At 30.2% G+C, this 14,603-nt stretch carries 15 protein-coding genes; all 15 read right to left on the bottom strand.

Annotated elements, in window-relative coordinates:
• Position 1: 1 nt before the first annotated feature.
• Complete coding sequence (locus ACWJKE_RS17040) at positions 2-334, bottom strand: PadR family transcriptional regulator (RefSeq protein ID WP_216301942.1); 333 nt, start codon at positions 332-334, stop codon at positions 2-4.
• A 565-nt stretch (positions 335-899) separates the two neighbouring features.
• Positions 900-1,523, bottom strand: a complete 624-nt coding sequence (locus ACWJKE_RS17035; RefSeq protein WP_220286068.1) for an HAD family hydrolase — start codon at positions 1,521-1,523, stop codon at positions 900-902.
• A gap of 233 nt (positions 1,524-1,756) precedes the next feature.
• Positions 1,757-2,491, bottom strand: a complete 735-nt coding sequence (locus tag ACWJKE_RS17030; RefSeq protein WP_220286069.1) for an alpha/beta hydrolase — start codon at positions 2,489-2,491, stop codon at positions 1,757-1,759.
• 277 nt (positions 2,492-2,768) lie between these two features.
• Positions 2,769-3,350, bottom strand: coding sequence for a DJ-1/PfpI family protein (locus ACWJKE_RS17025; protein ID WP_216301940.1), 582 nt, complete (start codon positions 3,348-3,350; stop codon positions 2,769-2,771).
• A 209-nt stretch (positions 3,351-3,559) separates the two neighbouring features.
• Positions 3,560-4,267, bottom strand: coding sequence for an ABC-2 transporter permease (locus ACWJKE_RS17020; RefSeq protein ID WP_220286070.1), 708 nt, complete (start codon positions 4,265-4,267; stop codon positions 3,560-3,562).
• Positions 4,268-4,456: 189 nt separating this feature from the next.
• Positions 4,457-5,131 (bottom strand): ABC-2 transporter permease, encoded by a 675-nt coding sequence (locus ACWJKE_RS17015; protein WP_220286071.1) that lies wholly within the window; start codon positions 5,129-5,131, stop codon positions 4,457-4,459.
• Complete coding sequence (locus tag ACWJKE_RS17010; protein WP_258280632.1) at positions 5,124-6,002, bottom strand: ABC transporter ATP-binding protein; 879 nt, start codon at positions 6,000-6,002, stop codon at positions 5,124-5,126. Before ACWJKE_RS17010 ends, ACWJKE_RS17015 begins: the two co-directional genes overlap by 8 nt.
• Positions 6,003-6,004: 2 nt before the next feature.
• Positions 6,005-6,382 (bottom strand): GntR family transcriptional regulator, encoded by a 378-nt coding sequence (locus ACWJKE_RS17005; protein WP_220286072.1) that lies wholly within the window; start codon positions 6,380-6,382, stop codon positions 6,005-6,007.
• A 490-nt stretch (positions 6,383-6,872) separates the two neighbouring features.
• Positions 6,873-7,301: an HTH domain-containing protein gene (locus ACWJKE_RS17000; RefSeq protein ID WP_220286073.1), complete on the bottom strand. Its 429-nt coding sequence runs from the start codon at positions 7,299-7,301 to the stop codon at positions 6,873-6,875.
• Between the two features lie 1,026 nt (positions 7,302-8,327).
• Positions 8,328-8,564: a hypothetical protein gene (locus ACWJKE_RS16995; RefSeq protein ID WP_258280631.1), complete on the bottom strand. Its 237-nt coding sequence runs from the start codon at positions 8,562-8,564 to the stop codon at positions 8,328-8,330.
• Between the two features lie 413 nt (positions 8,565-8,977).
• Positions 8,978-9,541: a precorrin-6Y C5,15-methyltransferase (decarboxylating) subunit CbiT gene (cbiT, locus tag ACWJKE_RS16990; protein ID WP_220286074.1), complete on the bottom strand. Its 564-nt coding sequence runs from the start codon at positions 9,539-9,541 to the stop codon at positions 8,978-8,980.
• A 306-nt stretch (positions 9,542-9,847) separates the two neighbouring features.
• Entirely contained in the window at positions 9,848-11,122 is a 1,275-nt protein-coding gene (gene hemL / locus ACWJKE_RS16985; RefSeq protein WP_220286075.1) for a glutamate-1-semialdehyde 2,1-aminomutase, read from the bottom strand.
• A 35-nt stretch (positions 11,123-11,157) separates the two neighbouring features.
• Complete coding sequence (gene hemB / locus ACWJKE_RS16980) at positions 11,158-12,123, bottom strand: porphobilinogen synthase (RefSeq protein WP_216301932.1); 966 nt, start codon at positions 12,121-12,123, stop codon at positions 11,158-11,160.
• 94 nt (positions 12,124-12,217) lie between these two features.
• Positions 12,218-13,675 carry a uroporphyrinogen-III C-methyltransferase gene (cobA, locus tag ACWJKE_RS16975; protein ID WP_462959039.1) on the bottom strand — a complete coding sequence of 486 codons (1,458 nt, stop codon included), beginning with the start codon at positions 13,673-13,675 and terminating at the stop codon, positions 12,218-12,220.
• Between the two features lie 29 nt (positions 13,676-13,704).
• A complete protein-coding gene (gene hemC / locus ACWJKE_RS16970) occupies positions 13,705-14,580 on the bottom strand; it encodes a hydroxymethylbilane synthase (protein WP_165411632.1) in 876 nt (291 codons plus the stop codon).
• Between the last annotated feature and the right edge of the window lie 23 nt (positions 14,581-14,603).

Here is a 14,603-nt window from a genome sequence, read left to right as displayed (position 1 = left end):
ATTATACCCCCCTGTAAAATGTATCAATAATTTTTTTAAAAAATATCCACTCAGTTTTTTTATTGTTTAAATAATTCATTCCTTCGGCTGTAATTTTGTAATACCTACGCCTTCCTCCACCACTTTCAGTATCATCCCAATATGGGGAAATTAGCTCGTTATTTTCAAGTCTTTTTAAGACAACATACATTGTTCCCTCTTTAATCTCAAATGTTTCTTGACTTATATTTCTTATTTTTTTGGCAATGTCATATCCGTATAAATCTTCACCTACTAAAAGGCTCAATATTATACTTTCGATATATCCTTTTATCATCTCTTTATTTATTTCCAATTTTTCTCACCTCATAATTACATAATAGCACAAACTACTATATAGTGTACAGTAGTTTATGCTATATAATTTCACAATAAAAAACACAGAATTAATTAAATCTATGTTTAAGTGACAACTCTTTGCTGCGTCATATTTTACAATGATGTATGTATCGTTCTTTTATGATATAGGAAACAGCTTGCGGAAAACAATGTGGATAACCTTTTTTACAATTAATAGTCAAGATTGATTCTTCATTTGCCAATATTAAATTCAAAGCCTCTGAATAGTTCTCTGGGGACATAACAGTTGTTAATTGTTATGTGCTCACATCCAATAGTATGTATTTTAACAATAAAAGATAAGCAGAAGGTTTAACGACATTTTAGGAGCAAAGTCTAACACTTCTATAAGTGGGGGTTACATACTCTAACAAATAGAAAACTTCAGTGGGAGTATAAATCTCCTTCTAAAGTCGTTAATATTGCAGCGACCCAGGAGATGATTTAACACATCTTTCTTATCTTTTATATTTTACACCCTTTAAGAGAATCCCCAAATTTTGAGTTTCCCTTAATCCGGATTAAACCTCTATAAATTCCAATATTTGTTTAGGTTTTTGAAAAATATAATTTGCATTAATCCCACTTGAGGATTTAGCACCCCATAACGCTAATGCAAAATCTATACCAGCACTGGATGCACAGTCCATATCATATTTAGTGTCACCAATGTAAATTGTCTTTGATTTATCTGCTCCTGATAATTCAATAAATTTTAAAATAGGTTCTGGATTAGGCTTATGTTTTTCTGTATCGTCTGCGCAAACTACTAATTTAAAGTAATTGGTTAACCCAAAAGGTACAAAGTCATTTATGTACTCTTTTTTAGTCTTTGAAGTAACTATACCTACTGAAATTCCCATTTCATTTAATTTTACTAATGTATCCTTAATATCATCGAAAACTTTCACATGAGAAATATATTCTTCTAAATATCTATTCCATTTCTCATTAGACTCATGAAGATTAGTTATTCCAAGTTTATTTAATGTTACCTCTCCTGGAATACCTAAAGCGAATCTTAATTCTTCAAAGCTAAAATTTTTATTAAGTTCTTCAAACATTAATTTTTGGAGTGATGAAAGAACTGCAAATTCGGTATCTAAAATCGTACCATCAATATCAAATATAACATAATTATACATTATTAACCTCCGTTTTTAAAATTAAGTAATTGCACATAGTTTACATACCTACAATTGTAAACTAGCTATTTAAGCCACTTCTATGATACTAAATATAGATAAGTCAGAAAAATCCACGCTAAGGAATCAAAATGATCTATGCATCATTCTTTTATTATATAGATAACCTACAACAAGGTCTAGAGTACCTGTAAGATCTCGTTGTCATAACTGGCAAAAACATAAAAGGCGTATCACCTTGTTAGTGCGCCTTTTATGTTTTTGACGTAAATATGTTTTTTCAGCCACTGTCTGAAAAATTCCAGTTGTTCTTCGGTGTGGAAATAGTGTTCTCCATGCTCCATTACTTGCAAATCACAGTCGAAGTGTTTTGCAAATGCAGATACCACATCAGACTCACATAAGTTATCTTCTGAACCATAAAGAATTGAAGTTGGATTATTCCAAGCAACAATAGGATGTTCTTTCACATAGCAGTAGTAATCCCAATAGAGTGTTTGTCCAATTGGTGTCGAAACTTCTTTTTCTGTCTTTAGTCTATCCTCACTTATGCTAAACCATGTCATCATATTATTTATGATAAGTTCCATATTTACCACAGGAGAGAGAAACAAACATTGTTTCAACGGCTCATGTCTATATCCTAACAGGCTAAAATATGCTCCCATACTACAAGCAAATATACTTATATTATTTGATAATGATTGTGCATAATGCATAATGGTATTAAGATCTTGAACACAGTTTTGGACTTTGCAAGCATAGGTTTCATCTTTACGGTCACCATGTTCAGGCAAATCGAAACTAAGCACTTGATAACCTATTACTGTTGCCTCTTCTGCAAATACAACAATCGCATCGTCTGCCTTATTTGACATATTACCATGCACCACTACGAATAACTTATCTGATTTATCGCCCCACAAAATTGCAGGGATATTTCCTATTTTCAAATTTTGTTTTATCATTGTAATTTCTCCTCCATAAAATATAAATAATCTATAATTCGTATTAATCTACGATTATCTGTCATTCGTACATTTGTGATTAATACATTCTTTATGAATGCTTATGTATTAAATACCCATAATAGTATTTTTGTTTTTTCTTTAATTTAAGACCCTGCCTCTGGGCAGTTCTCTGGGGGGACATAACAATTAGTATTGGAAAAGCCTCAGGCTTAGAGTAACTTTTCTTAATATATGCTATTTAGCACAATTTATTTTTAGCCAAAGAGTTATTTTCTTAATATCCCATCAATTCTTTAACCTTGTCCTTATTTTCTTTATTTGTCAATTTCTCTAACAATATGAAAGCCACTTCCATTGCAGTCGATGGATTCCAAGATGTAATTATATTCTGGTCAATTACTATTGGTTGATTGATAACTTCAACACCAAAATCTTTCAACTGTTTTTGCCTTATTCCATCTCTTTTATTGTAGGTAGTTCCTTTTCTTCCTTTTAAAACTCCACTTTTTCCTAGGGGTAATGCAGCAACACATATTGAGGCTATAGTTTTACCTTTTTTATCAAATCCCCTTAGAATTTCTAAAAACTGTTCGTTATAAGCATCACTATAGAAATCATATTCTATAAATCCTCCTGGAATTGCTAATGCGTCATAATCATCAATATTTACCTCATCAAAAGTGTAGTCTACTACAATCCTTTGATTAAATGTACTGTTTACTTCCTTGGTCCTTCCACATGTAAATAATTGTGTGGATTTATCACCATCAATGTAATTCCATCCAATTACATCAATAAAAACACTTGCTTCAAATGTTTCAAATCCATTTGCTAATAATAATAACACTTTTTTCATATTTATTCTCCTCTTAATTTGTAGATAGTGTAAATACTATCAAAAATAAAATCAACTAACAATACTTAATATTCATAATATCAGCATGCACTTGTAACTTTTTTATAAAAACTTTTAATTAATAAATATATGTACACTAACCAAATGCTCATGTATACAAAATAAAGTGCAATTTTTATACTTTTAGGAAACCATACATAAACAGATTTTCAAAGAATTAAATCTTTGTTCTCATAATACTTAATTGATATATTCACCGATGTGTACAATATTATAAGTAATATGCATACGAGAGCAACATTAGCTATTATACCTGGTATACCACTAAAATATTTAATAATATTATAAAAATTTTCACTCCCCATAATGTACAAAAATAAGATTGGAATAATACAGATAAGAATACTTACAAGAGCAAAAATATTTCGTACCTTTAAATATTCTAATTTAAAATAAATTGGGAAATAAATAGATATTAACAATATAGTACTTAAAATCGAATACATAATTATACTTTTGAAATTCATTAGTTTACTAAAATCATCAAGATGCATTAACTTACTTACATGAATAAATGTACCAACGCCTAAACCAGAAACCCCTATACGCCTAAATAGAAATGTGAAGATTATAGTACAAATCATAGCAAAAATTAAAAATATTACGGATCCTATATATTTTGAAAATACTACCTCTCTTCTATTTACTGGTAAACTGTTAAACATAATATTAGACTTAAACTTATAATCATTTTCACAGGAGTTCTTAAAATACTCATAAGCAATAAGTGGCGGAACTATCACATAAATAAAAGCTGGAGCATTTATGAAAAATAAATTATTTGTAAAACATAGTATTAAAACTACTGGAAAAGTTCCTTTGGTAATGCTAATGTCCTTTAAAGCTAAATTAAACATATTGCTCCCTCCATTAAAACCTTAATTATTTTTTATTCTTATATATACTTTTATTGATAATAAAATTGCGATTCCTAATAAAAAAAATGCAATTTGTTTTCTCACAACATAATCTGTAATCGCCGCTATTAACAATTTACTACCCCCTAACATTTAATTTAAATTAGTTTTCAAACTTATTATTTTAATCTATAAATCCTTATTAATATAAATCTTGAGTGAAGTAAAAATCGATATAGAAATTAATATAATTGAGCTACATAGAAATGATATAACCATATATAATTCAAAATTAGGCAAAATCACAAAATTCATTAAAGAATCTTTTGCAGTAGCATTGTCAATGAGAGTAACTATCACAACTGTAATAGTTAAACAAATGAATATAAAATAATTCAAAACCTTGTTAATCAATTGTGATTTTAAGTATCCAAGCCATAGATAAATGGGTAAATATACGGAACTGTAAACAACAGTAAAAATTGAAACTATTATTATATCAGTTAAATTCATAAATCTATTAATATGACTAAGTCCAGAAAATTTGATTATAGAAGCAAATAGTATGGTAATAGCAATTCCAATAATAAGGAAAACAAAACTAGATAAATATTTGCTAATAACTATTTCTTTTCGGCTTACTGGCAGACTGTTAATCATTCTATCAACATCGTTTCTTTCACCAAATCCGCAACTGCTTGTAATTAATGAATTTGCAAATATAGATGGTGTTAAAATATAAACTGATGCAGCTCCTAGAAATTGTAGAATACAAATGATAGTAAAATTTAATAAGATTGCTATCATTAAATCCTTAGTACTTTTTTTCTGCATAAGAATATCCTTTAGAACTAAGTTAACCATTCCTCCCCCCCTTAACCGTATAAACCATAATATCCTCTAAAGTTGCTCTTTCAATTAAAATGTCTTTACCAATAACCTTTTTTATTCTTTCAGCGTTGTCAGTTAAAGCTTCAAATCCAAAAGAACTTTCATTCATTCCAATAAATTCTCGCTTTGTATTATCAGTTATAAGTGATCGATCGCCTTTCACTATTTTGTATTTTTCTAATATATCATCTTTAGAATCTGAAAAAACTATCTTGCCCTTATTAATAAATGTAATTGAATCAGCCACCTTCTCTAAATCTGTAGTTATATGTGTTGAAAAAAATATACTTTTATTTTCATCTTGAATGATAAAACGAAGAATTTGTAATAATTCACTTCTAAATACAGGATCTAACCCTGAAGTTGGTTCATCCATTAAAATAAGTTCAGCTTTATGTGAAAGTGCAATAGCAAGAGAATATTTTATTTTCATACCTTTTGACAACTCTTTTATCTTTTTATTTTTAGGTAAGTTAAAATCTAAAAGATATTTACTAAATGCATTATCATCCCAATTTTTATAGAACCGAGATATTATATTTTTCATTTCAATTAATTTTAAATTTTCATAACAGTATGTTTCATCGTATACAAAACCTATTCTCTGTTTAATATCCTTTTCACTTTTTATGTTATCAAGACCAAAAATTTTCACATCTCCTGAATCTTTTTTAATCAAATTCATTATAAGATTTATTGTAGTACTTTTGCCTGACCCATTTGGCCCTATAAATCCCATAATATAACCTTTTTTCAATTCAAAATTTACATCCTTTAAAGTAAAATCTTTATAGTTTTTGGTTAAATTTTTAACCTCTAAAATATTATCCGTATTAATCCCCACCCCTATTTAATATTTTCAGATAAAATATCAAGTAATTCTTTCAAATCGTCTAAAGACAAATCAATAAATTTGCTTTCTTCAATAGCCTCTGTTAATTTTCCTTCAATAATTTTCAGCTTTCTTTCCCTCAATAACTCTTTGTTTTGCCCTGCCACATAGGATCCTTTACCCGGTACAGTGTTTATAAAACCTTCCATTTCAAGCTTTTCATAAGCCCTTTTAGTTGTACTGACACTGATTCGAAGCTCAATAGCTAAATTTCTAATAGATGGAAGTGCATCACTTTCATTTAATTGTCCGTTAAAAATATGATTTTTTATCTGTGTTGTAATCTGTTCATATATCGGCTCATCAGATGAGTTTGAGATTATTATTTTCATTTTAAGTCTCCTTTAAAGAAACATGTGTCTCTGTTCTTACTGTATTAACTGTATTAACTGCATGTACACAGTGTATGCCTTTTTTTTACTTATGTCAATATGATAAATATAGAACAAGTTGCTACTGATAAATATTTATTCATATTTATTAGATTATCTCATTTGCATCGGAGAGTGTTCTATTTTGTCGTTAAAGAACTATTTCCTTAATATCCCATCAATTCTTTTATATATAAACAACATTAAAATCAATTGCCTAGGCCATTTCTATGTGAGTTAGTATAGATCATCCGACAAAACCTAATTTAAGACATAAATTAGATATAAACATGACTTTTGCCTACGTTAAGCAAGTAATATCTAAAATAAGTCCCATAAAGTTTATATTAAAACTCTCAAATAAAATAAAACTAGAGTGTTTTTTACTCTAGTTAGTTAACAATATAAGAATAATATTCAGCATGTCCGAAATCGCTTAATATAACATATATTATATTTTAGGCTCAACAGTTTTAAATATAAGTCTTAATGTCATTATTACCGATGCAAGCTTATATTTTATCTCAATTGGCACTGTGCTACTATCAATCATGAAATCTAAAACATACTGTGTTGGGATTTTTGCAAATTTGGCAATAGTATCAGCACTAATCTTATGTACTTCAATTAGAACTCTTAAAAATGCTTTAAACTTAAAATCTGGTTCCTCCTTTGGAATAATGTCTAACATTGCTATTAAATTTCCAAAAGAAGAACGCTCTGCAAACCCTGTTGGTACTTCAATCTTGTGTCCATCACTTTTTACGCCCAACAAATGTGATAGACATTCTGTGCTCATTCCATAATCCTTCGTCAATGTATCTAATATTTCTCCTATCTCTTTATCTATATCTGTAATTATCTGAATTTCATTTTCCATTATTATCACCTCTTAAATTTAATTCGTATTTTACGAAAAAAGTGAAGTTATACCTTATCTAATTATATTCAGTATCCTTTTCTTAAACTCTTATGTAATAATATACATCACTTTTAACATTTAGAGTCTAGCTCATAGTTTACATATCACCAACGTTTTTCAACTGCAATACGAGTATCTGACAAGAAGCCTATTATTGCCACTATACTCATACTTACTTGAAATTAGACTTATTAAAACGATTATAGCTATAAAATTAAATATAAACAATAAAATGGTTGTCATTGTGGTCATACTATCATCTCCTTATTTTAACATCGTTAGTTACAACAACTAACGATTCTTCCCATTTTCCTTATTGAAAAGTATACAACTATGTATATTTATTATTAAGTTAAAAAATAAAATACCAATGACAAAATTGAACTTTCCATCAATGAACAAACTTACTAATATAAGAATAATATTAATGATTGTTATAATCCTTGTTTTTTTAATGCTCCTTTTTTTAAACAACATTTTTTCAATACTCATTTTCAATCTCGTCCAATAAACTCTCAATTTTCAACCCCCTGTAATAAAAATCATTAAATACAATGATCTATGTATTGTTCTTTTATGATATAGATAACCTATAATAAAATTGTAACATATTTTTATTATTATATTGAAATAATTAGCAAATAAAACATATGCTTCCACAACCTTATGCAGATAAAAATAACATGCTAATTATAAAGTTAATTAGCATGTTATTATATTAGGAAACGGCTTGCGGAAAACAATGTGGATAAATTGAAGTTTATTTCTTGTTATTTTTTTTATTAATGGCAACAAAAGCACATAAAAAAGTAGCACCTATTGCAATCGAAAGAGCAATGTTCATTTGAATTTCTCCTCTCAAATTCCTATTTACATATTAATTTAATAAAAAGCTACTGTACATTAAAATACAATTATTCATGTATCGTAGAATCACGATTGATGTACTATTTAAGAAAAATACGTCTTAAATAAACCTAAAGATTATGTTCGGTTTTCAAATATACTTTGTTTATTTAATTGCAGTTGACTTGATGTTAACTGAATAATCAATTCCTCAATTGCTGATATGCTTACCACGGCACAAATTATATACATCAATACTGTTGTATGAACAAATGGAAGTAATATTGGAAATATGAATAAAACTAAGCCAGTGATTTTATTTCCGTAAGTATGAAGACTTGCAAAAGTTTTATATTTTTTAATGCCTATAACCATCGATGCTAATCTTATAATAGCAATTGAAATAATCCAAATGACTATTTTAGTTGCAGGATTTACGATTGGATAAAATACCAGCTAAAAGACTTTTTAGTGGGAATTATTAAGATTTATACTAGGCTACCTGCATAATAGTATGATTTTCTCCGGAAGCGACTTCAAATAAGAGGAGCAGAAACAATTGAAATTTCATTTAGAAATCCTACCGATTTATGCGCAAAAAAAAGTATATATTACGTATAATGCATTGAAGAGAGCTTTAGAACTTCTTATTTTATTTTTAATTAAGATGCGTTAAGAAAAACATATGTTTGAGCGATTATAGCGAGTTTATGTTTTTTAGCAGATTAATTAAAAATAAAATTAGTAGTTCTTAGCGAAGTGAATGCATTAATAGTAATATATACTTTTTATATTTTTTTTCCACTAACAATAAATATAGGATTATTTGCCATTAACATATAGCTCTTTCCTTTTGTCTTACTTACTTGAATTTGTACACATTCTACTTCATAATTTAATGTTTTTAAAGCTTCCATAGCCTTGTACACATTATTTATTGTTATAAAATTTAAAACTATATTTCTGTTTTTCTTAAGCTTACTTCCATACTTATCGATAATATCAGCTATATTTCCACCACTTCCACCTACAAATATAGCATCAAATTCTCCTGTTATATTAGTCTGTATCTCCATGGCTTCTGAACTTAGTATTTCCAGGTTACTCGTTTTAAATTTTTCTTTATTTTGTTTTATAACCTCTAATGCATCAAGATCTTTTTCTATAGCGATTACTTCACCACTACTGCATATCTGAGCAATCTGAATACTTACTGATCCTGTTCCCGCACCGATGTCTATTACCCTATAGTCCTCTTCAAGCTCAAGCTTTACTACACTTAATATTCTTACTTCTTCCTTAGTCATTGGGCAATTGCCCCTTATAAATTCATTATCTTTAATAAATCTCATGTTTTACACTTCCTTCAATTTTAGAAATTAAGTATTTATTCTTAATGAATGCTAACAAAAGTATATATCGCGTAAAATGCGTTTGAGTAAGCCTTAGTTATTCTTAATTTGTTTTAGTTTCAGATGCGTTAAGAAAAACACATGTTTGAGCGCTAGCGAGTTTGTGTTTTAAGCAACTGTAAATAAAATAAATTTTAGAATTACTTGACAAAGCGAACGCATCTGTAGCGATATATACTTTTCGTTATAGCATACAGCAAGAAAAAATTGATACTTCACATATTGCGCCTGTTATTCACTGAACTCTTATATTTTAAAACTCCTAAATGATTCTAAGAATTTTTCAATATCATTATCAGTATGCTTAACGCATAAGAATATTGCCTCAAATTGAGAAGGTGCAATATTTATTCCACTTTTTATCATATGTTCAAAGTATTTTGCAAATAGCGATGGATCACAAGTTTTAGCATCTTCAAAAGTTTTAACTTCACTCTTCTTTGTAAAGAATGCTGTGAGCATTGAACCACATCTATTAACTACCATAGGTATACCTTTTTCTTTTGCAATTTCTAGTAGTCCCTCTTGAAGTTTTTCTGAAAGCTTCTCCATGTGCGCGTATTGACTAGGATTATTATAAAGCTTAGTTAATGTTTCATATCCTGCTGCCATTACCACTGGATTCCCAGACATAGTTCCCGCTTGATAAACTGGTCCCATAGGAGATAATAACTCCATTATTTCTTTTTTCCCACCATATGCACCACAAGGAAGTCCCCCTCCCATGATTTTTGCATAAGTTACTAAATCAGGAACTATTCCATAAATACTTTGTGCTCCTTTATACGCTACTCTAAACCCACTCATTACTTCATCAAAAATAAGTAGACTCTTGTATTCATCACATAAATTTCTAAGCTCTAATAAAAATTCTTTTTCAGCTGGTATAACTCCCATATTTCCTGCTACTGGCTCAATTATTATACAGGCAATATCATCACTATATTTATCAAACAATGCTTTAACGCTGCTAATGTCATTGTAATTTGCAATTAATGTATGTATAATACTTTCCTCAGGAACACCTGCTGAACCTGGTATTCCCGCGGTCATTACTCCTGAACCGGCTTCAACTAGAAAGCCTTCAAAATGTCCATGGTAGCAACCTGCAAATTTTATTATTTTATTCTTTCTTGTATATCCCCTTGCAAGCTTAACTGCACTCATTGTGGCTTCTGTACCTGAGTTAACCATTCTAATCATGTCTACACTATCTACAGTGCTACAAATGTGCCTTGCGAGTTTTAGTTCTAATTCTGTAGGTGCACCAAATGCAATAGCACTGGTGCAAGTATTTTGTATAGCTTTTACTACATCATCATCACTATGCCCAAGTATCATAGGTCCCCAAGCGCATACAAAATCTATATATTTATTTCCATCTTCATCATAAATATATGCCCCCTTACCTTTTTTAATAATTGGGGGAGTTACACTTACATCTTTAAACGCTCTAACTGGACTATTAACTCCACCAGGCATATATTGCTTTGATTCATTAAATATATCTAAATTTCTCATCGTAATTTCCTCTTTTCTAAATATTTAATTTCTAATTATCCCTTAATCCATCTACATAAATCAAGTGCATAATAAGTGATTATCATATCCGCTCCTGCTCTTTTCATAGACATATGCATTTCCATAGCTACAGCTTTTTCATCAATTAATCCCATTTTTGCAGCTGATTTTACCATAGCAAATTCTCCACTAACACTATAAGCTGCTATTGGCACATCATGTCTATCACGAGCCCATCTTATTACATCTAAATATGATAATGCTGGTTTTACCATTACAATATCTGCGCCCTCTTCAATATCGCATTCTATTTCTCTCATAGCTTCTCTGATATTTGCTGGATCCATTTGATAAGTTTTTCTATCCCCAGACTGTGGCGTTGAGTTAGCCGCTTCTCTAAAAGGGCCATAAAACGCTGACGAGTATTTTGCACTATAAGCCATTATTGATACATCTTTAAATCCATTTCCGTCTAAAATTTCTCTTATTGCAGCTACATGACCATCCATCATGTCAGATGGTGCTATCATGTCCGCTCCAGCTGCAGCATGAGATAATGCTATTTCTGCCATATATTTCAAACTCTTATCGTTATCTACTTTCTCGTTTTCTAATATTCCACAGTGTCCATGACTAGTATATTGACACATACATACATCCGTTATTATAACTAATTTTTTTGATATCTCTCGTACCTTTTTAACTGCTCTTTGAACAATACCATTTTTATCAAAGGCCCCACAACCTACTTCATCTTTATGATCTGGTAATCCGAATAAAATTACTCCACGTACGCCCACTTCTTCAACTTCTTCAATAATTTCATGAAGTCTATCTAATGAAAAATGATAATTCCCTGGCATTGAAGATATTTCTTCTTTAATATTTTCACCTTCTACTACAAAAATAGGAAATATAAAATCTGATGGTGTTAATATCGTTTCTCTTACTAAATCTCTTATATTACTTGTTTCTCTTAATCTTCTATTCCTTTTGAACACAGTTATCCACTCCTAATTAAATAAATTATCATTTTATCCACAAATTGTTATTAATTCATCACCTGCGGTGCTGTAAATCATCTCTAAATTAACATTACATTTTTACAAGCTTGCTTATAACCCCTTCTGCACTATATTCATCACATATAATAGATTCTATACCATTATCTGAAAGTCCCTTTGCAGTTATAGGTCCTATAGCCAGTGCCGTTTTCGATTTTATAACTTCAATACCTACCATTGTAATCATATTTTTAACAGTCGACGGCGAAGTAAATACTATCAAATCTACATCTTTTATTTCATTTTCATATCTTAATTTACCACAAACCGTTTCATATGTGAAAACTTCATCCACGCTGCAGCCAATACTTCTTAATTCTTCTACCAAATAAGGTCTTGCATCTTTAGATCGAGGAACTAATATTTTATCTTTCGTTTTTACGTATGTATTCATTTTCTCAAACAAACTTTCAGCAACAAAATGATCTGCAACTATTTCTGGCATAATCCCTCTATTTTTAAGAGCGCTTGCAGTGGCTGGCCCTATGGCTGCAATTTTAGCTTTGAGCTTCCTAATATCAAATTCAATATCCTTTAAGTAATCGAAAAAGATATTCACTCCATTTACACTGGTTAAAGTTAAAAAATCATAGCCCGCAAGCTTTGTTTTATAATCATCTAAATTATATGAAGTGTTTTTAAATTCAATGGAATTTATCTCAAGTACTTCTGCACCTAAATCTATTAATTTTTCTCTTAATTCCTTTGATTGCTCTTTTGAACGAGTTATACAGATGTTCTTCCCGAATAAAGGTTTCTTCTCGTACCAATTGAATTCATCATTAAATTTAATTACTTCCCCCACTACGATAATGCAAGGAGATGATATTTCTGATTTTTGCACCTTACATAAAATATCTTCTAGCGTTCCCACTACCTTCTTCTGCTTTGATGTAGTTCCTCTCATTATTACCGCGCAAAGAGTATCTTTACTTTTTCCATTGGATATAAGATTTCCTGCAATCTTTTCTAGATTTTTAAAACCCATCATAAAAACCAAAGTTCCGCCAAGCCTTGCTACCGCATTCCAATCAATATTAAGTTTTTCTGCGGTCATTGCAGTGAATATATGGAAACTTTGAGCTATCCCTCTATGAGTGATAGGTATCCCAGCATAATTGAGCACTGCTATTGGTGAAGTTATTCCTGGTATAACTTCAAATTCAATGTTCTCTTCAAGAAGTGCTAAAGCTTCCTCTCCGCCACGTCCAAATACAAATGGATCTCCGCCCTTAATTCTTCCAACTACATGTCCTTTTTTAGCGAGCATTACTAGCATTTCATTTATCTCTTCCTGAGTTTTATAATGACAGCCCGGCTCTTTTCCACAATAGTATATTTCACATTCCGCTTTTAAATATTTAAGTATACTAGTACTTGCTAACCTATCATACATAACTGCAGTACATTTTTCTAGCATTCTTATTGCTTTTAGGGTTATTAGTTCCTCATCTCCTGGACCGACTCCCATTAAATAAACCTTTCCCATTAGTATCCCCTTTCTACTTTTTAATATGATTAATTATCTTCTAATATTTTTTTAGCTAGATCAGCACCTAGCTTTATATAATCATTTTTATCTCCTGAAAGTTGTTTTTTCACTATTTTCCCATCAACTTCAAACACGCCAAGCATGTGCATAGTTTCTCCTTCAAAATAAGCATATGCTCCTATACAACCATGGCAATCCCCATTAAGTGTCGCCATAAAGCTTCTTTCTGCGTCTACGCAAATTCTAGCATCGTAGCAATCTAATTTTCTAATCATAGATACTTGTGGATGGCTTTTAACCATTTCAATACCTAATGCACCTTGGGCTATTGCTGGTACAACTTCCGTTGGTTCAAAATAGTTAGTAATTATCTTTTCCATACCTAGTCTTTTTAGTCCTGCAGCCGCTAGGATTATGCCATCTAGGTTTTCCTTTTCTATTTTTGCTATTCTAGTCTGTACATTACCTCTTATAGGTACAATCTCCACATCTGGTCTTAGTATCTTAATTTGAGTGCCACGTCTAATACTACTAGTTCCTATTCTTGCGCCCTTAGGCAAGTCATAAAAACTAATGTTGTTAAAGGCAACAAATGCATCCCTAACATCTTCTCTAACTGGAATAGCCACTATTTCAAACTCCTCTGGTATGTCGTAGGGTACATCCTTCATACTATGTACTGCTATATCAACTTTTTGCTCCAGCATTGCAACCTCTATTTCCTTTACAAAAAGACCCTTACCTCCTATTTTATCTAAAGTTACATTTAAAATTCTATCTCCCTTAGTCTCAATAAGTACCTTTCCAGAGTCAATATTAAATTTTTCTTTAATCATAGCCATAACTGTATTAGCTTGTACTTGTGCAAGTTCACTTCTCCTAGTTCCTATATTAATTTTCAAAATTTATTCCTCCTTTAACTTCA

The organism is Clostridium sp. CM036 (assembly GCF_055081135.1).
This window is presented reverse-complemented; position numbering and strand designations above follow the sequence as displayed.